This window comes from Streptomyces camelliae (assembly GCF_027625935.1).
GTDB classification, from domain to species: Bacteria; Actinomycetota; Actinomycetes; order Streptomycetales; family Streptomycetaceae; genus Streptomyces; species Streptomyces camelliae.
Genome location: NZ_CP115300.1, coordinates 2,602,049 through 2,623,958, shown reverse-complemented (window position 1 = coordinate 2,623,958; position 21,910 = coordinate 2,602,049). Strand labels below are relative to the sequence as shown.

Sequence of the window (21,910 nt, the reverse complement as noted above, 5' to 3'; positions counted from 1 at the left end):
ATGCGCGCGAAGATCACCTACCTCGTCACGGCCGCCGTCCTGGTCTTCTACTTCGTCCTGGTCGGCAGCCGAGGCGTGATGCTCATCCAGTCCGGCACGCTCCTGACCGTCACCTTCGGGGTCGCGGTCCTGATCCTGCCGGTCATCGGCCTGTGGTTCCTGTGGCAGAACACCCAGTTCGTCCGCAAGGCCAACGCTCTCGCCGCCGAACTCGACGCCGAGGGCGCCCTGCCGGTCGACGAGCTGCGGCGCCTGCCCTCCGGCCGTATCGACCGTGACTCCGCCGACGAGGTGTTCGCCAAGCGCAAGGCCGAGACGGAGGCGTCCCCCGACGACTGGCGCTGCTGGTTCCGCCTGGCCGTCGCCTACCACGACGCCCGCGACACCCCACGCGCCCGCAAGGCGATGCAACGGGCGATCGCCCTGCACGAGGGCAGGGCGGCCGAGGCCTGACCCGAACCCACGCAGCTGCGGGCAGCCGCGCCGTCAGGGCGGCGCCCACCCGGCAGCGGCTGTCGTACCCGCGTAGCCATGGGCGGCCGCAGGACCTGCGTAGCTGCGGGCAGTCGTGCCGCTGGGGCGATGGGGGTGCCCCCGGTCGAGCGAAGCCGAGACTGGGGGAGGGTGGGCGCTGGGGGTATACCCCCTGCTCGAAGAGCTTGGGGGAGGCACCCGGCCGGCGCGGGGCAAGCGACCCCACCCCCACCCCCACCCCCGCACGTCACGCCGAAGGGCCGGTCCGCACCCCAGCGGACCGGCCCCTTCGGCGTGCCTGCGGCAGCTCAGCCGCGCTCGTACTCCGCCGCCCATGCCTCCACCACATCCGCAGCCCGGTCGAATGCGGCAGGGCGCCCCAGAAAGTCCAGCGTGTGCGTGGTCAGCAACGGCGACGTCTCCTCGGCCGGCCGGTCCGCGCGTACGAGTGCCAGCGCCTGCCCCTGCACCGTCCGGGGCAACCCCAGCCAGCGCACCGGCTGCTGCACCGTCCGCACCGAGACGACCCGCGCCCACGGCACCGTACGCGTCGCCAGAAAGCCGACCTGGCGCAGCCCGCGCCCGCTGACCCACACGCCCACGCGCAGCAGCCGCAGCGCACCCGCGATGACCACGAGCGCCGCGCCGAGAACCGCCCCGGCGACGGACACCGAGCCGGTCAGGGCGATGGCGACCGCGGCGAACAGCACGAAGGACGCCAGCAGCAACGCCAGCGCGGCCATGCCCACCCGCCAGGGCCCAGGGCGGTACGGGCGCCGCCAGCGCTCCCGGTCGTCGTAGGGCAGCGCACTCTCGGCAGCGGCCTCGAAGGTGCGGTCGGCCGTCAGGAAGGGCAGGGGCACGGCTGGTCCTCACTCGATCCTTGCGCGGGCTGTGCCCGGTGAGGCTATCCGGCCGTGTTGCCGCTCACCACCCTTGGACCGCCGGAAGAGTCAGTGCCCGTCGGAGGCCTGCGACTGCTGCACCGGCGTACTGGAGGGAGTGGCCAGCGCCGGCATGCCGAGCATCAGCGAGCCCACGAGCCCGGCGACGATGGTGAGGCCCAGCAGCCAGCGCCCGGCTATCTGCCCGGCCGACGCCCTCCGGCGCGGCGGGGGAGCGACATTGCTGCGGAACCTGTCCGCCTCGGCCAGGAAGGCGAAGGGCACGGGCTCACGCCGACGGAACATGACAGGACCTCTCCTCTCGAAGCCGAACTCTCAGGCCTCATTGATACAGACGTCCGACTGACGGAAAAGGTGCCCATGTCCGAAAAAATCATCGACAAGGTCACGGGTCGGTCACCGTACGGCACTGTCAGAGGCGCCCCGTACAGTGGGCGCGAACCTGAAGAAGTGATGGGAAGGACCCCCGTGACCACCCCCGAGTCGCTCACCCTGCGCAGTGATGTCACCGTCGAGCTGGTGAAGTCCAGCGCGTCGGACGCAGACGTCCTGTTCGCCGCCCGCGTCTCCACACTCGGCGAGCAGTCCCTGGACGAGCTGAAGAAGGACCCCGAGCGCTCCAAGGGCCTGATCAACTACCTGATGCGCGACCGGCACGGAAGCCCGTTCGAGCACAACTCGATGACCTTCTTCATCAGCGCCCCGATCTTCGTCTTCCGCGAGTTCATGCGGCACCGCGTCGGCTGGTCGTACAACGAGGAGTCCGGCCGCTACCGGGAGCTGCAGCCGGTCTTCTACGTCCCGGACACCTCCCGCAAGCTCGTCCAGGAGGGTCGCCCCGGCAAGTACGTCTTCGTCGAGGGCACCCCGGCCCAGCACGAGACGGTGAGCAGCACCCTCGCCGAGAGCTACGAGCAGGCGTACGCGGCGTACCAGAAGCTCCTCGCCGAGGGCGTGGCCCGCGAGGTCGCCCGCGCGGCCCTCCCCGTCGGCCTCTACTCCTCGATGTACGCCACCTGCAACGCCCGCTCCCTGATGCACTTCCTCGGCCTGCGCACCCAGCACGAGCTGGCCAAGGTGCCGTCCTTCCCGCAGCGGGAGATCGAGATGGTCGGCGAGAAGATGGAGGCGGAGTGGGCCCAGCTCATGCCGCTGACGTACGCCGCCTTCAACGCGAACGGACGCGTGGCTCCGTAATCGAGTCCGCGACGGTCCGCGACGGACCACGACGGCCTGCGAAGCCCTGTTCCCCCACCCGGAACGGATGTACGGATCAGCCGGGCGAAGTGTCCGTATTGCGGCATTTAGAGAAGTTCATCTAGCCTGATCAAACGGACCCGGCACTGCTTGAACCCCCGAGCAGGCAGTGCCGGGCTCCGCATTTGTCCTGACTTTCCCGGCCCCCCGAGGGCAGACCACGCACGGAGCACCGAGTAGCGTGTTACCCATGGCTCCGACCTCGACTCCGCAGACCCCCTTCGGGCGGGTCCTCACCGCCATGGTCACGCCCTTCACGGCGGACGGCGCACTCGACCTCGACGGCGCGCAGCGGCTCGCCGCCCATCTGGTGGACGCAGGCAACGACGGCCTGATCATCAACGGCACCACCGGCGAGTCCCCCACCACCACCGATGCGGAGAAATCGGACCTGGTACGAGCCGTACTGGAGGCGGTCGGCGACCGCGCCCACGTCGTCGCCGGAGTCGGCACCAACGACACCCACCACAGCCTTGAGCTGGCCCGCGAGGCCGAGCGCGTCGGCGCACACGGCCTCCTCGTCGTCACGCCGTACTACAACAAGCCCCCGCAGGAGGGCCTGTACCGCCACTTCACGGCCGTCGCGGACGCCACCGGCCTGCCGGTCATGCTCTACGACATCCCCGGCCGCAGCGGCGTCCCGATCAACACCGAGACGCTCGTCCGGCTCGCCGAGCACCCCCGGATCGTCGCCAACAAGGACGCCAAGGGCGACCTCGGCCGGGCCAGCTGGGCCATCGCCCGGTCCGGCCTCGCCTGGTACTCCGGCGACGACATGCTGAACCTGCCCCTGCTCTCCGTGGGCGCGGTCGGCTTCGTCTCGGTCGTCGGCCACGTCGTCACGCCAGACCTGCGCGCCCTCGTCGACGCGTACATCTCCGGCGACGTCGTCAAGGCCACCGAGATCCACCAGAAGCTGCTTCCGGTCTACACCGGCATGTTCCGCACCCAGGGCGTCATGACCACCAAGGCCGCCCTCGCCCTGCAGGGACTGCCCGCCGGACCGCTGCGCTCGCCCATGGTCGAGTGCTCGCCCGAGGAGATCGCCCAGCTCAAGATCGATCTTGCCGCCGGCGGGGTACAGCTCTGACAACAGACTTGGCGCCACCCGGCTGAACAAGCTCCACAAACTTCATAACTGAAGACACAACCGCATAAGCGGGCCACCGGTGCCCGCACTCCACAACGACAACTGCTTCTGCACGAACGTCATGCGCGCCACGTGCCTCACCGGGTACGTGGCGTGCGTGGTGAGGAGAGTCTTTTGAGTCATCCGCATCCTGAACTCGGCCCGCCCCCGCCGCTCCCCGAGGGCGGCCTGCGGGTCACCCCGCTCGGCGGTCTCGGCGAGATCGGCCGGAACATGACGGTCTTCGAGTACGGCGGCCGCCTGCTGATCGTCGACTGCGGAGTGCTCTTCCCCGAGGAGGAGCAGCCCGGAATCGACCTGATCCTGCCGGACTTCTCGTCCATCCGGGACCGCCTCGGCGACATCGAGGGCATCGTCCTCACGCACGGCCACGAGGACCACATCGGCGGTGTCCCGTTCCTGCTCCGCGAGAAGCCGGACATCCCGCTGATCGGTTCCAAGCTGACCCTGGCCCTGATCGAGGCCAAGCTCCAGGAGCACCGGATCCGCCCGTACACCCTGGAGGTGGCCGAGGGGAACCGCGAGCGCATCGGCCCCTTCGACTGCGAGTTCGTCGCCGTCAACCACTCCATCCCGGACGCGCTGGCCGTCGCCATCCGCACGCCCGCCGGCATGGCGGTGCACACCGGCGACTTCAAGATGGACCAGCTCCCGCTGGACAATCGCCTGACCGACCTGCACGCGTTCGCGCGCCTGAGCGAGGAGGGTATCGACCTCCTTCTCACCGACTCCACGAACGCCGAGGTCCCGGGCTTCACCCCGCACGAGCGGGACATCTCCAACGTCCTGCGCCAAGTCTTCGCCGGCGCCCGCAAGCGGATCATCGTGGCGAGCTTCGCCAGCCATGTCCACCGCATCCAGCAGATTCTGGACGCGGCCCACGAGTACGGCCGCCGGGTCGCCTTCGTCGGCCGCTCCATGGTCCGCAACATGGGCATCGCCCGCGACCTCGGCTACCTGAAGGTCCCGCCGGGCCTGGTGGTCGACGTCAAGACCCTGGACGACCTCCCGGACGACGAGGTGGTCCTGGTCTGCACGGGCTCCCAGGGCGAGCCGATGGCGGCCCTGTCGCGGATGGCCAACAGGGACCACCAGATCCGCATCGTGGACGGCGACACGGTCATCCTGGCCTCGTCCCTCATCCCCGGAAACGAGAACGCGGTCTACCGGGTGATCAACGGCCTGACCCGCTGGGGCGCCAACGTCGTCCACAAGGGCAATGCCAAGGTCCACGTCTCCGGCCACGCTTCGGCGGGCGAGCTGCTGTACTTCTACAACATCTGCCGCCCGAAGAACCTGATGCCGGTACACGGCGAGTGGCGCCACCTGCGGGCGAACGCCGAGCTGGGCGCCCTGACCGGTGTCCCGCACGACCGGATCGTCATCGCCGAGGACGGCGTGGTGGTCGACCTGGTCGAGGGCAAGGCCAAGATCTCCGGCAAGGTCCAGGCCGGTTACGTCTACGTCGACGGCCTCTCCGTCGGCGACGTCGGCGAGCCGGCCCTCAAGGACCGCAAGATCCTCGGCGACGAGGGCATCATCTCGGTCTTCGTGGTCGTGGACGCCTCCACCGGCAAGATCACGGGAGGCCCGCACGTCCAGGCCCGTGGCTCCGGCATCGAGGACTCGGCCTTCGCCGACGTCCTCCCGAAGATCACCGAGGTGCTGGAGAGGTCCGCCCAGGACGGCGTCGTGGAGCCCCACCAGCTCCAGCAACTCATCCGGCGCACCCTCGGCAAGTGGGTCTCGGACACCTATCGCCGCAGGCCGATGATCCTCCCGGTGGTCGTGGAGGTCTGACGGTCCGTCGGAGCATCACCCGAGCGGGGCGCCTCGATTTGCATCGAGGCGCCCCGCTCCAGTACGTTTACGGCTCCGCCCAACCGGGAACCCCAGCACTTCATGCGCTGGACACAGGTGCTCGGCGGGGTGGGAAAACCGACTCAGAACTTCTGATAAAGTCGGAACCGCCGGAAAGGGAAACCGCGAGAAAACGCGGAGGACCTGGAAAGCACCGAGGAAATCGGATCGAGAAAAGATCTGATAGAGTCGGAAACACCGAAGGGAAGCCCGGAGGAAAGCCCGAGAGGGTGAGTACAAAGGAAGCGACCGTTCCTTGAGAACTCAACAGCGTGCCAAAAATCAACGCCAGATATGTTGATACCCCGTCTCCAGCATCTGCTGGGGCGAGGTTCCTTTGAAATAACACAGCGAGGACGCTGTGTGCGAGAGGATCATTCCTCCTCTTGCACCGCTCTCGTGGTGTTCATCCCGATCACGGGAAAACATTCACGGAGAGTTTGATCCTGGCTCAGGACGAACGCTGGCGGCGTGCTTAACACATGCAAGTCGAACGATGAAGCCCTTCGGGGTGGATTAGTGGCGAACGGGTGAGTAACACGTGGGCAATCTGCCCTTCACTCTGGGACAAGCCCTGGAAACGGGGTCTAATACCGGATACGAGGTTCGGAGGCATCTCCGATCCTGGAAAGCTCCGGCGGTGAAGGATGAGCCCGCGGCCTATCAGCTTGTTGGTGAGGTAATGGCTCACCAAGGCGACGACGGGTAGCCGGCCTGAGAGGGCGACCGGCCACACTGGGACTGAGACACGGCCCAGACTCCTACGGGAGGCAGCAGTGGGGAATATTGCACAATGGGCGAAAGCCTGATGCAGCGACGCCGCGTGAGGGATGACGGCCTTCGGGTTGTAAACCTCTTTCAGCAGGGAAGAAGCGCAAGTGACGGTACCTGCAGAAGAAGCGCCGGCTAACTACGTGCCAGCAGCCGCGGTAATACGTAGGGCGCAAGCGTTGTCCGGAATTATTGGGCGTAAAGAGCTCGTAGGCGGCTTGTCACGTCGATTGTGAAAGCCCGAGGCTTAACCTCGGGTCTGCAGTCGATACGGGCTAGCTAGAGTGTGGTAGGGGAGATCGGAATTCCTGGTGTAGCGGTGAAATGCGCAGATATCAGGAGGAACACCGGTGGCGAAGGCGGATCTCTGGGCCATTACTGACGCTGAGGAGCGAAAGCGTGGGGAGCGAACAGGATTAGATACCCTGGTAGTCCACGCCGTAAACGGTGGGAACTAGGTGTTGGCGACATTCCACGTCGTCGGTGCCGCAGCTAACGCATTAAGTTCCCCGCCTGGGGAGTACGGCCGCAAGGCTAAAACTCAAAGGAATTGACGGGGGCCCGCACAAGCGGCGGAGCATGTGGCTTAATTCGACGCAACGCGAAGAACCTTACCAAGGCTTGACATACACCGGAAAGCATTAGAGATAGTGCCCCCCTTGTGGTCGGTGTACAGGTGGTGCATGGCTGTCGTCAGCTCGTGTCGTGAGATGTTGGGTTAAGTCCCGCAACGAGCGCAACCCTTGTTCTGTGTTGCCAGCATGCCCTTCGGGGTGATGGGGACTCACAGGAGACCGCCGGGGTCAACTCGGAGGAAGGTGGGGACGACGTCAAGTCATCATGCCCCTTATGTCTTGGGCTGCACACGTGCTACAATGGCCGGTACAAAGAGCTGCGATACCGTGAGGTGGAGCGAATCTCAAAAAGCCGGTCTCAGTTCGGATTGGGGTCTGCAACTCGACCCCATGAAGTCGGAGTCGCTAGTAATCGCAGATCAGCATTGCTGCGGTGAATACGTTCCCGGGCCTTGTACACACCGCCCGTCACGTCACGAAAGTTGGTAACACCCGAAGCCGGTGGCCCAACCCCTTGTGGGAGGGAGCTGTCGAAGGTGGGACTAGCGATTGGGACGAAGTCGTAACAAGGTAGCCGTACCGGAAGGTGCGGCTGGATCACCTCCTTTCTAAGGAGCACTTCTTACCGGGTTCGCTCGGTCAGAGGCCAGTACATCGGCGAACGTCCGGTGCTGGTTGCTCATGGGTGGAACGTTGATTATTCGGCCGGATGTCACGGGTCGGAGGCTGCTAGTACTGCTCGCAAGAGCGTGGAACGCATGATCTCCGGACGGGGTCCGGCCGGGCACGCTGTTGGGTGTCTGAGGGAACGAACTTTCCTCAGTCGCCGGCCCCAGTAAACTCACTGGCTTGCTAGTGGGGTGATGGGTGGCTGGTCGTTGTTTGAGAACTGCACAGTGGACGCGAGCATCTGTGGCCAAGTTTTTAAGGGCGCACGGTGGATGCCTTGGCACCAGGAACCGATGAAGGACGTGGGAGGCCGCGATAGTCCCCGGGGAGTCGTCAACCAGGCTTTGATCCGGGGGTTTCCGAATGGGGAAACCCGGCAGTCGTCATGGGCTGTCACCCTTGCCTGAACACATAGGGCAAGTGGAGGGAACGAGGGGAAGTGAAACATCTCAGTACCCTCAGGAAGAGAAAACAACCGTGATTCCGGGAGTAGTGGCGAGCGAAACCGGATGAGGCCAAACCGTATGCGTGTGAGACCCGGCAGGGGTTGCGCATGCGGGGTTGTGGGATCTCTCTTCCACGGTCTGCCGGCCGTGGGACGAGTCAGAAACCGTTGATGTAGGCGAAGGACATGCGAAAGGTCCGGCGTAGAGGGTAAGACCCCCGTAGTCGAAACGTCAGCGGCTCGTTTGAGAGACACCCAAGTAGCACGGGGCCCGAGAAATCCCGTGTGAATCTGGCGGGACCACCCGCTAAGCCTAAATATTCCCTGGTGACCGATAGCGGATAGTACCGTGAGGGAATGGTGAAAAGTACCCCGGGAGGGGAGTGAAATAGTACCTGAAACCGTGTGCCTACAAGCCGTGGGAGCGTCGGAATGTGCTTGCACATTCTCGTGACTGCGTGCCTTTTGAAGAATGAGCCTGCGAGTTTGCGGTGTGTTGCGAGGTTAACCCGGGTGGGGAAGCCGTAGCGAAAGCGAGTCCGAACAGGGCGATTTTAGTAGCACGCTCAAGACCCGAAGCGGAGTGATCTAGCCATGGGCAGGTTGAAGCGGAGGTAAGACTTCGTGGAGGACCGAACCCACCAGGGTTGAAAACCTGGGGGATGACCTGTGGTTAGGGGTGAAAGGCCAATCAAACTCCGTGATAGCTGGTTCTCCCCGAAATGCATTTAGGTGCAGCGTCGTGTGTTTCTTGCCGGAGGTAGAGCACTGGATAGGCGATGGGCCCTACCGGGTTACTGACCTTAGCCAAACTCCGAATGCCGGTAAGTGAGAGCGCGGCAGTGAGACTGTGGGGGATAAGCTCCATGGTCGAGAGGGAAACAGCCCAGAGCATCGACTAAGGCCCCTAAGCGTACGCTAAGTGGGAAAGGATGTGGAGTCGCACAGACAACCAGGAGGTTGGCTTAGAAGCAGCCACCCTTGAAAGAGTGCGTAATAGCTCACTGGTCTAGTGATTCCGCGCCGACAATGTAGCGGGGCTCAAGCGTACCGCCGAAGTCGTGTCATTGCAGCATATAGCCCCAACGGGTGCTGTGATGGGTAGGGGAGCGTCGTCTGCCGGGTGAAGCAGCACCGGAAGGTAGTTGTGGACGGTTGACGAGTGAGAATGCAGGCATGAGTAGCGATTCACACGTGAGAAACGTGTGCGCCGATTGACTAAGGGTTCCTGGGTCAAGCTGATCTGCCCAGGGTAAGTCGGGACCTAAGGCGAGGCCGACAGGCGTAGTCGATGGATAACCGGTTGATATTCCGGTACCCGCTGTGAAGCGTCAAACATCGAATCCAGTGATGCTAAGCCCGTGAAGCCGCCTGCCCCCAGCTTTGCTGTGGGTGGGAGTGGTGGAGCCGGTGACCCGAGCTGGTAGTAGGTGAGTGATGGGGTGACGCAGGAAGGTAGTCCATCCCGGGCGGTGGTTGTCCCGGGGTAAGGGTGTAGGCCGCAAGGTAGGCAAATCCGCCTTGCATACGGCTGAGACCTGATGCCGAGCCGATTGTGGTGAAGTGGATGATCCTATGCTGTCGAGAAAAGCCTCTAGCGAGTTTCATGGCGGCCCGTACCCTAAACCGACTCAGGTGGTCAGGTAGAGAATACCGAGGCGTTCGGGTGAACTATGGTTAAGGAACTCGGCAAAATGCCCCCGTAACTTCGGGAGAAGGGGGGCCACGCCTGGTGATCCGATTTACTCGGTGAGCTGGGGGTGGCCGCAGAGACCAGCGAGAAGCGACTGTTTACTAAAAACACAGGTCCGTGCGAAGCCGTAAGGCGATGTATACGGACTGACGCCTGCCCGGTGCTGGAACGTTAAGGGGACCGGTTAGCTCACTTTCGGGTGGGCGAAGCTGAGAACTTAAGCGCCAGTAAACGGCGGTGGTAACTATAACCATCCTAAGGTAGCGAAATTCCTTGTCGGGTAAGTTCCGACCTGCACGAATGGCGTAACGACTTCTCGACTGTCTCAACCATAGGCCCGGTGAAATTGCACTACGAGTAAAGATGCTCGTTTCGCGCAGCAGGACGGAAAGACCCCGGGACCTTTACTACAGTTTGATATTGGTGTTCGGTTCGGCTTGTGTAGGATAGCTGGGAGACTTTGAAGCAGGCACGCCAGTGTTTGTGGAGTCGTCGTTGAAATACCAGTCTGGTCGTGCTGGATGTCTAACCTGGGTCCGTGATCCGGATCAGGGACAGTGTCTGATGGGTAGTTTAACTGGGGCGGTTGCCTCCTAAAGGGTAACGGAGGCGCCCAAAGGTTCCCTCAGCCTGGTTGGCAATCAGGTGTTGAGTGTAAGTGCACAAGGGAGCTTGACTGTGAGACCGACGGGTCGAGCAGGGACGAAAGTCGGGACTAGTGATCCGGCGGTGGCTTGTGGAAGCGCCGTCGCTCAACGGATAAAAGGTACCCCGGGGATAACAGGCTGATCTTCCCCAAGAGTCCATATCGACGGGATGGTTTGGCACCTCGATGTCGGCTCGTCGCATCCTGGGGCTGGAGTCGGTCCCAAGGGTTGGGCTGTTCGCCCATTAAAGCGGTACGCGAGCTGGGTTTAGAACGTCGTGAGACAGTTCGGTCCCTATCCGCTGTGCGCGTAGGAGTCTTGAGAAGGGCTGTCCCTAGTACGAGAGGACCGGGACGGACGAACCTCTGGTGTGCCAGTTGTTCTGCCAAGGGCATGGCTGGTTGGCTACGTTCGGGAGGGATAACCGCTGAAAGCATCTAAGCGGGAAGCCTGCTTCGAGATGAGGACTCCCACCCACTTGATGGGGTAAGGCTCCCAGTAGACGACTGGGTTGATAGGCCGGATCTGGAAGCCAGGTAACTGGTGGAGGTGACCGGTACTAATAGGCCGAGGGCTTGTCCTCAGTTGCTCGCGTCCACTGTGTTGGTTCTGAAACCACGAACAGCCCCATGTGCCACACATGGTTCGGTTGTCAGTTTCATAGTGTTTCGGTGGTCATAGCGTGAGGGAAACGCCCGGTTACATTCCGAACCCGGAAGCTAAGCCTCACAGCGCCGATGGTACTGCAGGGGGGACCCTGTGGGAGAGTAGGACGCCGCCGAACAATTCTTCTAAAAAGGTCGGATCCTGAACTTCGGTTCGGGGTCCGGCCTTTTTACGTTCTGCTTAACGTGTCGTTCACCCTGCGCGCCCAGCATCCAGCACATGGGAACTGCTGCAATGCTCAGGGCCGCCGGCGTCGGTGTGGGTGACGAGGTCGTCGTGCCGGCCTTCGGGAACGTCGAAGTCGCCGAGGCCGTGACCCTGGCCGGTGCCCTTCCGGTGTTCGCCGACATAGACCCGGTGACCTACTGCCTGGCCCTCGGCGCCGTCGAGGCGGCCGTAACTCCTCGCACCGCGGCGGTCGTTGCCGTGCACCGGTTCGGACGGCGGGCGGATATCGGGGGGTTGCACGCGCTGGGACAGCGGCAGGGGCTGCTGGTGCTGGAGCAGGGCGAATCCGAGGCGCCGTACGACGAGATAGCTCAGCGCCGGCAGCGGGCCGCCTACCTCGATGCCAAGCTCAAGGGCGTGACGACGCCGGACGGCGGCGACGGGCACACGTATCAGCAGTACGTCGTGCGGGTGCCGGGGAACGGCCGGCCGGACCGGGACGCCTTTGCACGGGCCCTGCGGGCCAGGGGAGTTGAGTGCCGGGTGCCGGTCAAGACGCCCGTGCACCGGCTGCCGGAGTTCCGGCAGTGCGTGTCACTGCCCGAGACCGAGCTGGCCGCCGACGAGACGCTCGCGCTGCCCGTGGACGCCGCACTCACCAAGCGGGAGATGCAACGCATCGTCTCCGCGTGCAACGCGCTCGGCGGACTGCTGCAGCCCGCCTTCTGATCGGAGCCCGAACGAATTTGGGAAGTCGGGCCAGTTCGGGGTACAGTTTCTTCGTCGCCGCGAGGGAAACCTCGAAAACGACAGGCCCCTATAGCTCAGTCGGCAGAGCGTCTCCATGGTAAGGAGAAGGTCAACGGTTCGATTCCGTTTGGGGGCTCCAGCAAAAAGGCCCCACCCTCTCGGGTGGGGCCTTTTTCGTGCTTTCACACTTCCTGGTGGATTCCCGGCACCCGCATCGCCAGAATCGCCATGTCGTCCGACGGGGCGTCGGACGCGAAGCGCTCCACCGCGCGCATGATGCGAGCCGCGACCGCGCCGGCCGTCAGGCCCGTGCAGGTGGTGAGAACGTCGGCGAGGCCGTCGTCGCCCAGCATGCGGGTGCCCTCACGGCGTTCGGTGACCCCGTCCGTGACGCAGAGCAGCACATCGCCCGGGTCCAGGGTGACCGTCTCCTCGTACAGCTCCAGGTCCTCGATGACGCCGAGCAGCGGCTGGGGCTCGGCGGCCGTGACCACCGTGCCGTCCTGGCGCAGGCGCAGCGGGAGCGGGTGGCCGGCGCAGACCACCTTCAGTTCGGCGCTGCCGTCCTCCTGCGGGCGCATCTCGCCGTAGAGGAGGGTCAGGAAGCGGCTGCGGTCGCCCTCGTCGAGGATCGCGGAGTTGAGGCGCTCCAGGACCGCGGGGCCGGAGAGGCCTTCGCGGGCCAGCAGGCGCAGGGCGTGCCGGGCGAGGCCGGTGACCGCCGCCGCGTTGGGACCCGTACCGCAGACGTCGCCGATGGCGAAGCCATAGGCGCCGTTGCCGATCGGGAAGAGGTCGTAGAAGTCGCCGCCGACCTCGTTGCCCTCGCCGGCCGCGCGGTAGATGACCTCGACCTCGACGCCGTCGATGTGCGGGGTGCCGGGCGGCAGGAGGCTGCGCTGGAGGGCCTGACTGATGGCCGTACGCTCCGAGTACAGGCGGGCGTTGTCCAGGGCGAGCGCGGCCCGGCGGGAGAGGTCCTCGGCCAGTTCCAGGATCTCCTGGCGAAAGTGCTCGTCGGTGGGCTTGCCGAGAACGAGCATGCCGATGACACGGTTGCGGGCGACGAGCGGCAGGACGACCGTCTCGCCGCCGACCGCGGAGGCGGTGGCGAGGGTCGGGCCGATCGCCGAGGAGACCCGGTGCGTGGGGCCGCCGGACAGGCCGAGGGTGCGCATGGAGGTGCGCAGGGCTGCCTGGTGCGCCACCTCGGCGGGGATGGTCCACACGCGGGCGCCGGGGGTGGGTACCGGGTCCGGCGGGGCGATCTTCGACAGCAGCGATTTGATGCCGTCGATGAGTTCCTCGTCCTCGTGCAGGACGTACGACAGATACGGGTCCGAGGCCTGGTCGGCGATCGTGTAGACGGCGCACCAGGTGGCCAGGGTCGGGACCGTCATCTGGGCCATCAGGGCCAGGGTCTGGTCGCGGTCGAGCGTGCCGGCCAGCAGGTCGGAGGCCTCGACCAGGAAGCTGAGGGAGCCGCGGCGCAGGCGTTCCAGTTCGCCGAGGCGGGCCGACTCGACGGCCAGGGCGATGCGGTCGGCGGCGAACTGCAGGCGCAGCGCCTCCTCGTTGGAGTATCTGCCGGGTGCCTCGGCCGCGACGCCGAGGGAGCCGGTGAGGCGGCCCTCGACCTTCAGCGGGACCGTGACGACCGAGCGCATGCCGGTGCCGGACAGGAGGGGTACGGCACCGGGTACGGCCGTGAGGTCGTCGTGGACGGCGGGCATGCGCGCGGAGCCGTAGCGTCCGGGGCCCGCTTCGACGGGCACGCGCGCGAAGCGCTGGCGGGCGGAGGGCAGTCCGGTGGAGGCGCGGACCTCCAGCTCGGTCTCGTCGTCGGTGGCGAGCAGCAGGAAGGCGGAGTCGCCGTCGAGCATGTCGCGCGCGCGTTCCACCGTGCGCTGCAGGAGGCCGTCGAGGTCGTCCGGGGCGGGGGAGCCGATGAACACCTCGAAGGGGTCGGCGTTCTGGCCGTCGGCGGACTGGCTCTGGTCGGCCGGGACGCGCGGCGGTGTCTGGAGGACGGCCCGCTCGTGGTCCCGTACCAGGAGGCAGACGGTGGAGGGCTCGCCGCCGGTGTCGCGGACCCTGAGATGGGAGGCGTAGACCGGGGCCACCCGGCCGTCGGCGCCGCGGATGCCGTAGCTGCCCTCCCAGCGGGAGAGCTGGAGGGCCTCGGCGACGCCCGTGCTGGTGCCGGGGGTGTGCGGCCAGGCCGCGAGTTCGGTGAGGGGCTTGCCGATGACCTCGGCCGCCGAGTAGCCGAAGAGTTCCTCGGCGTCCTCGTTCCAGGCGGTGACGGTGCCCTTGCGGTCGACCTGGAGGACGGCGACGCGGACCCGGCCGTCGGCGAGCGGGAGGAGCTCGGGGGGCAGGGACGGGCCGGCGGTGCGGGTGCCGACCGGGCGCTGGGGGAGGTTCAGCTGGAACCAGACGTTCTTGTGGGTCGGGGTGTAGTCCACGCCCCAGCGGGCGGCGAGGGCCGCGCACAGCTGGAGGCCGCGGCCGCCCTCGCGGTCGGGGCTGCCCATGGTCGAGGCGGCGCTCTGGAGAGGGACCTCGCGCTCGGGGTAGCGGTCGGAGACCTCGATGCGCACGCCCTCCTCGGTGCGCAGACAGAGCACGTCCGCGTGTGTGCCGGCGTGGACGACGGCATTGGTCACCAGTTCGCTGGTGAGGACGACGGCGTCATCGACGATGTCGGCGAAACCCCAGCCCTGGAGGGTGTCGCGGACGAAGGACCGGGCGGTCGCGACCGATCGCCCGACGGGCTCGAAGGTGGCGGCCGCGCGCGCGGTGATCACAGAACTCCTCGGCCGGTTGTCGACGTGCAGGGCGGCGGGGCCGGCCGGCTCGCTTCGCTGCTGGGGCAGCAGCTCGCCGGTCGGCTGTGGCTCCGGGGGCTGTCCCCCGGGGATGACTCCGGTGGTCATGGTCTCTGCGGCCGCCCCTCCGATGCCCGCTCGTGCTCGTGCCACCGCCCAGGCCGGACGGACCGGTGCGGCTGGACAGCCGCATGCAAGGTTACTTACCTTCGCGGTCCGAACGGATGCCGGTTGCCGGTGTTCACCCCCCACGGTGTGCGGGCGATGTGCGAAGCTGCCGAACTGTTATGGCCTGGTTCGGACCGGGTGAAACACTGGGCAAGCTTCTGATGAAGGTCGGGCCGGGCTGCGTGCGTTCCGTGTACGGCGGGCAGCAGCCTCTGGTGTGGCCGGATCTCGTCTGGCAGAAATACGCAGTGGTAACAGGTACGCGGAAGTATCCGGTATGCCGATGACCGGCACGCCGGTGGCCGAAGCGGCCGAGCACGGAGCAGAGCAGTAGGCGGTCTACCCCTCCGGGAGGGACACAGTGGAGTCTGGCGCGGCGACGCGTGGCACGAAGACGCGCGCGAAAGGCGGACCGTCCCTGGGCAGGACCGGCGGCACCACCGCCGTGGACACGGCTGCCCTGAATCGGCTGCTGGCGGCTCTCGTCTCGATGCGTGACGGAAACTTCCGCAAGCGGCTCACCGTCTCCGGGGACGGTGTGATGTCGGAGATCGCGGCGGTCTTCAACGAGGTCGCCGACCGGAACCTGCATCTGACCGGTGAGCTGTCCCGGGTACGGCGCATGGTGGGGCGTGAGGGGAAACTCACGGAACGCCTGGAGACGGGGGCCTGCGAGGGCTCCTGGGCGTCGGCCATCGACGCCTCCAACGCGCTGGTGGACGACCTCGTCTGGCCGGTGTCGGAGGTCAGCCGGGTGCTGACGGCGGTCGCCGAGGGCGATCTGTCGCCCCGGATGGAACTGCGTACGCAGGCGCAGGACGACGGCGCCGGGCATCCGCTGCGGGGCGAGTTCCTGAAGGTCGGCCGTACGGTCAACAACCTGGTGGACCAGCTGTCGACGTTCACCGACGAGGTCACGCGCGTGGCCAGCGAGGTCGGGACCGAGGGCAAGCTGGGCGGGCAGGCCCGGGTGCGCGGGATGTCGGGTTCGTGGAAGGACCTGACGGAGTCCGTCAACACGATGGCGGACCGGCTGACCGCGCAGGTGCGGGACATCGCGCTGGTGACCACGGCCGTCGCCAAGGGTGACCTGTCACGCAAGGTGACCGTGCATGTCGCGGGCGAGATGCTGGAGCTGAAGAACACCGTCAACACGATGGTGGACCAGCTGTCGGCGTTCTCCTCCGAGGTCACGCGGGTGGCCCGGGAGGTGGGCACCGAGGGCATCCTGGGCGGCCGGGCGCAGGTGCCCGAGGTGGCCGGTGTGTGGAAGGAGCTGACCGACTCCGTCAACACGATGGCGGGCAACCTGACGGCGCAGGTGCGCGGGATCTCGCAGGTCACGACCGCTGTGGCGAACGGTGATCTGTCGCAGAAGGTGACTGTTCCGGCACGTGGCGAGGTTGCTCAGCTCGCAGAGACGATCAACCAGATGACCGAGACGCTGCGGATCTTCGCGGACGAGGTCACGCGCGTGGCGAACGAGGTCGGCGCGGAGGGGCGGCTCGGCGGTCAGGCGAATGTGCCGGGCGCGGCCGGTACCTGGAAGGACCTGACCGACTCGGTCAACACGGTCTTCCGGAACCTGACCACGCAGGTGCGGGACATCGCCGCCGTGACGACGGCCGTGGCCAGCGGTGATCTGTCGCAGAAGGTCACGGTGGACGTGGCCGGCGAGATGCTGGAGCTGAAGAACACCGTCAACGGGATGGTGGACCAGCTGTCGGCGTTCGGTGCCGAGGTGACCCGGGTGGCCCGGGAGATCGGTGTGGAGGGTGAGCTCGGCGGTCAGGCGCAGGTGCCGGGCGCGGCCGGTGCCTGGAAAGACTTGACCGACTCCGTCAACACTGCATTCCGCAACCTCACTGGGCAGGTGCGCAACATCGCCCAGGTGACCACGGCGGTGGCCAACGGCGACCTCTCGCAGAAGGTCACCGTCGACGTCTCCGGCGAGATGCTCCAGCTGAAGAACACCGTGAACACGATGGTGGACCAGCTGTCGAGCTTCGCCGACCAGGTCACGCGGATGGCCCGGGACGTGGGCACGGAGGGCCGCCTCGGCGGTCAGGCCCGGGTGGACGGCGTGTCGGGCACCTGGAAGGAGCTGACGGACTCCGTCAACTTCATGGCCGGCAACCTGACGTCCCAGGTGCGCAACATCGCCCAGGTGACCACGGCGGTGGCCAACGGCGACCTGTCGCAGAAGATCGACGTCGACGCGCGCGGCGAGATCCTTGAGCTGAAGAACACGATCAACACGATGGTTGATCAACTGTCCGCCTTCGCCGATCAGGTGACCCGGGTCGCGCGCGACGTGGGCACCGAGGGGCGCCTGGGCGGTCAGGCGCAGGTGCCGGGTGTCGCCGGTGTGTGGCGGGACCTGACGGACTCCGTGAACGGCATGGCGGGCAACCTCACCGCCCAGGTGCGCAACATCGCGCAGGTCGCCACCGCCGTGGCCCGCGGTGACCTCTCCCAGAAGATCACCGTGGACGCGCGCGGGGAGATCCTGGAGCTGAAGAACACCCTGAACACGATGGTGGACCAGCTGTCGTCGTTCGCCCAGGAGGTCACCCGGGTGGCCCGTGAGGTGGGTACGGAGGGCATCCTGGGCGGCCAGGCCGAGGTCCAGGGCGTCTCCGGCACCTGGAAGGACCTCACGCAGTCCGTGAACTTCATGGCGAACAACCTGACGATCCAGGTGCGCAACATCGCCGAGGTCACGACGGCGGTGGCCAAGGGCGACCTGTCCAAGAAGATCACTGTTGACGCCAAGGGCGAGATTCTTGAGCTGGTCACGACGGTCAACACCATGGTTGATCAACTGTCCAGCTTCGCCGAGCAGGTGACCAGGGTGGCCCGCGAGGTGGGCACCGAGGGCATCCTGGGCGGCCAGGCGCACGTGCAGGGTGTCACGGGTATCTGGAAGGACCTGAGCAACAACGTCAACCTGATGGCCAACAACCTGACCATGCAGGTGCGCAACATCTCCCAGGTGGCCTCGGCCGTCGCCAACGGTGACCTGACGCGGCAGGTGACGATCGAGGCGCGCGGTGAGGTCGCGCAGCTCGCCGACACCATCAACACCATGGTGAAGACGCTGAGTTCGTTCGCCGACCAGGTCACCAAGGTGGCCCGTGAGGTGGGCACGGACGGCATCCTGGGCGGCCAGGCGCACGTTCCCGGTGTGGCCGGCACCTGGAAGGACCTGACGGAGTCCGTGAACCAGATGGCGTCCAACCTGACCGGTCAGGTGCGCAACATCGCCATGGTCACCACGGCCATCGCCAAGGGTGACTTGACGAAGAAGATCGACATTGACGCCCGCGGTGAGATCCTTGAGCTGAAGACGACGATCAACACGATGGTTGATCAGCTGTCGAGCTTCGCCGAGGAGGTCACGCGCGTCGCGCGCGAGGTGGGCACCGAGGGGCAGCTCGGCGGCCAGGCACGCGTGCGTGACGTCGACGGCACCTGGCGGGACCTGACCGAGTCGGTGAACGAGATGGCCGGGAACCTGACCCGGCAGGTGCGTGCCATCGCGCGCGTGGCGACCGCGGTGACCCGTGGCGACCTGAACCTGAAGATCGACGTGGACGCGTCCGGCGAGATCCAGGAACTGCAGGACTACATCAACAAGATGATCGCCAACCTGCGCGACACCACGATCGCCAACAAGGAGCAGGACTGGCTCAAGGGCAACCTGGCCCGCATCTCCGCCCTCATGCAGGGCCGGCGGGACCTGGAGGACGTGGCCTCGCTGATCATGAGCGAGCTGACGCCGGTGGTGTCCGCGCAGCACGGCGCGTTCTTCCTGGCGATGCCGCTGGTCGAGGGCAAGGCCGTGGGCAACGGCGAGGACAACTACGAGCTGCGGATGCTGGGCTCGTACGGCTACTCGATGGGCTCCATGCCGACGTCGTTCCGGCCCGGTGAGGCGCTGGTCGGCACGGCCGCGCAGGAGAAGCGGACGATCCTGGTCTCGGACGCGCCCAGCGGCTATCTGAAGATCTCCTCCGGGCTCGGCGAGGCCCCGCCCGCGCAGGTGATCGTGCTGCCGGTGCTGTTCGAGGGCAAGGTGCTCGGCATCATCGAGCTGGCCTCCTTCACGCCGTTCACGCAGATCCAGAAGGACTTCCTCAACCAGATCGCCGAGATGATCGCGACCAGCGTCAACACCATCTCGGTCAACACCAAGACCGAGCAGCTGCTGAAGCAGTCGCAGGAGCTGACCGAGCAACTGCGCGAGCGGTCCGCCGAGTTGGAGAACCGGCAGAAGGCGCTGCAGGCCTCCAACGCCGAACTGGAGGAGAAGGCCGAGCTGCTGGCCCGGCAGAACCGCGACATCGAGGTGAAGAACACCGAGATCGAGGAGGCCCGGCAGGTCCTGGAGGAGCGCGCCGAGCAGCTCGCGGTGTCGATGCGCTACAAGAGCGAGTTCCTCGCGAACATGTCGCACGAGCTGCGCACCCCGCTCAACTCGTTGCTGATCCTGGCCAAGCTGCTTGCCGACAACGCCGAGGGCAACCTCTCGCCGAAGCAGGTCGAGTTCGCCGAGACCATCCACGGCGCCGGTTCCGACCTGCTCCAGCTGATCAACGACATCCTGGACCTGTCGAAGGTCGAGGCGGGCAAGATGGACGTTTCGCCGACGCGGATCGCGCTCGTCCAGCTCGTGGACTATGTGGAGGCCACCTTCCGCCCGCTGACCGCGGAGAAGGGCCTGGACCTGTCGGTGCGGGTCTCGCCGGAGCTGCCCGCGACCCTGCACACCGACGAGCAGCGGCTGCTGCAGGTGCTGCGCAACCTGCTGTCGAACGCGGTGAAGTTCACCGACTCGGGGTCGGTGGAGCTGGTGATCCGGCCGGCCGGAGCGGATGTCCCGGTGGGCATCCGGGAGCAGTTGCTGGAGGCCGGCTCGCTGACCGATCCGGACGGGCCGCTGATCGCGTTCTCGGTGACGGACACGGGCATCGGCATCGCGGCCAGCAAGATGCGGGTGATCTTCGAGGCGTTCAAGCAGGCGGACGGCACGACCAGCCGCAAGTACGGCGGCACCGGCCTGGGCCTGTCGATCTCCCGGGAGATCGCGCAGCTGCTCGGCGGTGAGATCCACGCGCAGAGCGAGCCGGGCCGCGGCTCGACGTTCACGCTGTACCTGCCGCTGCACCCGAGCGAACTGCCGCCGCAGGGCTACCAGCAGTCCGTGCCCCCGCTGGGGGCGGGCGAGCTGCTCGCCTCCGAGTCCGGGCAGTCCTCGGAGCTGTCCGCGGTGGAGATCGAGATGCCGGCCGAGGTGAAGTCGTACCGGGAGACGCAGAACGGTCCCGCGGCGCTCTTCCGGCGCCGGCGCCGCGGTCTGCCGCAGGGCGAGCCGCGGCCGGAGCAGTGGGCGGTGCCCGAGCAGGAGGGCGCGCCGCACCCCGCGCGCGCGGTGCGGTTCGGCGGCGAGAAGGTGCTGATCGTCGACGACGACATCCGCAATGTGTTCGCGCTGACCAGCGTGCTGGAGCAGCACGGCCTGTCGGTGCTGTACGCCGAGAACGGCCGCGAGGGCATCGAGGTGCTGGAGCAGCACGACGACGTGGCGGTCGTGCTGATGGACATCATGATGCCGGAGATGGACGGGTACGCGACGACCACGGCGATCCGCAGGATGCCGCAGTTCGCCGGGCTGCCGATCATCGCGCTGACGGCGAAGGCGATGAAGGGCGACCGGGAGAAGGCGATCGAGTCGGGCGCCTCGGACTATGTGACCAAACCGGTCGACCCGGACCATCTGCTGGCCGTGATGCAGCAGTGGATGGCCGGCCGGTGACGGCGGCGGTCCGCCGGGATGTGAACACTCGGGGAACCTCCGGCGGGCGTCGGGAGTTGCCCGTGTGAGGTGGCTGCGAACGTACAACTCAAGGGGCGCTGCGCACGTATGGGAATGCGGGATTCCGGGAACCATCCGGTCTCCCGCCGCGTTTCCGCTATGTGCACAGTGACATCGCGGTGACAGGGTGTGGCGACGGGCGGGGTGCGGCTACGATGACCGGCACAAGGACGGGCGGCGAAAGGGAGTCGTCCCCTGGGGCGGCGCCCGGTGTACCGCCGGGGCGAGGAGGGCGGGCCATGGTGCAGAAGGCCAAGATCCTCCTGGTCGATGACCGGCCGGAGAATCTGCTGGCGCTGGAGGCGATCCTCTCGGCGCTCGATCAGACGCTGGTGCGGGCATCGTCCGGGGAGGAAGCGCTCAAGGCACTGCTCACGGACGATTTCGCGGTCATTCTGCTGGACGTCCAGATGCCGGGCATGGACGGTTTCGAGACCGCCGCGCACATCAAGCGGCGCGAGCGGACCCGGGACATCCCGATCATCTTCCTCACGGCGATCAACCATGGCCCGCACCACACCTTCCGGGGCTACGCGGCGGGCGCGGTGGACTACATCTCCAAGCCGTTCGACCCGTGGGTGCTGCGCGCGAAGGTCTCGGTCTTCGTCGAGCTGTACATGAAGAACTGCCAGCTGCGCGAGCAGGCGGCGCTGCTGCGGCTGCAGTTGGAGGGCGGCGCCAAGGGTGCGGTCGGTGGCAAGGAGTCGGCCGGGCTGCTCGCCGAGCTGTCCGCGCGGCTCGCAGCCGTCGAGGAGCAGGCCGAGGCACTGTCCAAGCAGCTGGACGACGACTCGGCGGACGCGGCCGCGGTGGCCACGGCGGCCCATCTGGAGCGCAAACTCACCGGGCTGCGGCGCGCGCTGGATGCCCTGGAGCCGGGCGCCGGGCCGGGCGGTTCGACGGTGCCGGCGCAGAACTGACGTACTCCCGTCCGGTGGTTGCCCATGAGCGTGCGTCAGTTCCGGATCCCCGCAAGGGCGACACGAACGGGTGAAGCTGTGGG

Annotated in this window: 10 protein-coding genes, 1 tRNA gene and 3 rRNA genes; 11 read left to right on the top strand and 3 right to left on the bottom strand. The window is 66.4% G+C overall.

Annotation, left to right across the window (positions count from 1 at the left end; genetic code table 11):
- On the top strand, positions 1-453 hold the full coding sequence (locus O1G22_RS11790; protein ID WP_270081318.1) for a hypothetical protein: 453 nt from the start codon (positions 1-3) through the stop codon (positions 451-453).
- Between the two features lie 329 nt (positions 454-782).
- Here the strand turns inward: O1G22_RS11790 and O1G22_RS11785 are convergent, their stop codons facing one another.
- Together O1G22_RS11785 and O1G22_RS11780 are read right to left on the bottom strand one after the other, a co-directional pair.
- Positions 783-1,337, bottom strand: coding sequence for a hypothetical protein (locus O1G22_RS11785; protein WP_270081317.1), 555 nt, complete (start codon positions 1,335-1,337; stop codon positions 783-785).
- Positions 1,338-1,427: 90 nt separating this feature from the next.
- Positions 1,428-1,664, bottom strand: coding sequence for a hypothetical protein (locus O1G22_RS11780; RefSeq protein WP_270081316.1), 237 nt, complete (start codon positions 1,662-1,664; stop codon positions 1,428-1,430).
- Positions 1,665-1,832: 168 nt separating this feature from the next.
- Here O1G22_RS11780 and thyX point away from each other — a divergent pair, with 168 nt between their 5' ends.
- The 8 genes from thyX (at position 1,833) to O1G22_RS11740 (ending at position 12,169) form a co-directional block, all read left to right on the top strand.
- Positions 1,833-2,576 (top strand): FAD-dependent thymidylate synthase, encoded by a 744-nt coding sequence (gene thyX / locus O1G22_RS11775; protein WP_270081315.1) that lies wholly within the window; start codon positions 1,833-1,835, stop codon positions 2,574-2,576.
- A 250-nt stretch (positions 2,577-2,826) separates the two neighbouring features.
- Complete coding sequence (gene dapA / locus O1G22_RS11770; RefSeq protein WP_225101284.1) at positions 2,827-3,726, top strand: 4-hydroxy-tetrahydrodipicolinate synthase; 900 nt, start codon at positions 2,827-2,829, stop codon at positions 3,724-3,726.
- Positions 3,727-3,900: 174 nt separating this feature from the next.
- Positions 3,901-5,586, top strand: a complete 1,686-nt coding sequence (locus tag O1G22_RS11765) for a ribonuclease J (RefSeq protein WP_225101283.1) — start codon at positions 3,901-3,903, stop codon at positions 5,584-5,586.
- 488 nt (positions 5,587-6,074) lie between these two features.
- Positions 6,075-7,600: ribosomal RNA gene (locus tag O1G22_RS11760) — 16S ribosomal RNA — on the top strand.
- A 306-nt stretch (positions 7,601-7,906) separates the two neighbouring features.
- Positions 7,907-11,029: ribosomal RNA gene (locus tag O1G22_RS11755) — 23S ribosomal RNA — on the top strand.
- Between the two features lie 84 nt (positions 11,030-11,113).
- Positions 11,114-11,230: ribosomal RNA gene (gene rrf / locus O1G22_RS11750) — 5S ribosomal RNA — on the top strand.
- The 16S, 23S and 5S rRNA genes sit together here, the layout of an rRNA operon.
- Positions 11,231-11,346: 116 nt before the next feature.
- Positions 11,347-12,009, top strand: coding sequence for a DegT/DnrJ/EryC1/StrS family aminotransferase (locus O1G22_RS11745; protein WP_225100720.1), 663 nt, complete (start codon positions 11,347-11,349; stop codon positions 12,007-12,009).
- An 84-nt stretch (positions 12,010-12,093) separates the two neighbouring features.
- Positions 12,094-12,169: transfer RNA gene (locus O1G22_RS11740), tRNA-Thr, on the top strand.
- A gap of 43 nt (positions 12,170-12,212) precedes the next feature.
- Here the strand turns inward: O1G22_RS11740 and O1G22_RS11735 are convergent.
- The gene (locus tag O1G22_RS11735) at positions 12,213-14,969 is read right to left on the bottom strand and encodes a SpoIIE family protein phosphatase (RefSeq protein WP_270081314.1); all 2,757 of its coding nucleotides are present in this window, start codon (positions 14,967-14,969) and stop codon (positions 12,213-12,215) included.
- Between the two features lie 421 nt (positions 14,970-15,390).
- Here O1G22_RS11735 and O1G22_RS11730 point away from each other — a divergent pair, with 421 nt between their 5' ends.
- Positions 15,391-20,847 (top strand): HAMP domain-containing protein, encoded by a 5,457-nt coding sequence (locus tag O1G22_RS11730; RefSeq protein WP_270081313.1) that lies wholly within the window; start codon positions 15,391-15,393, stop codon positions 20,845-20,847.
- A 299-nt stretch (positions 20,848-21,146) separates the two neighbouring features.
- Positions 21,147-21,827, top strand: a complete 681-nt coding sequence (locus O1G22_RS11725) for a response regulator (protein WP_225100706.1) — start codon at positions 21,147-21,149, stop codon at positions 21,825-21,827.
- Positions 21,828-21,910: the final 83 nt, after the last annotated feature.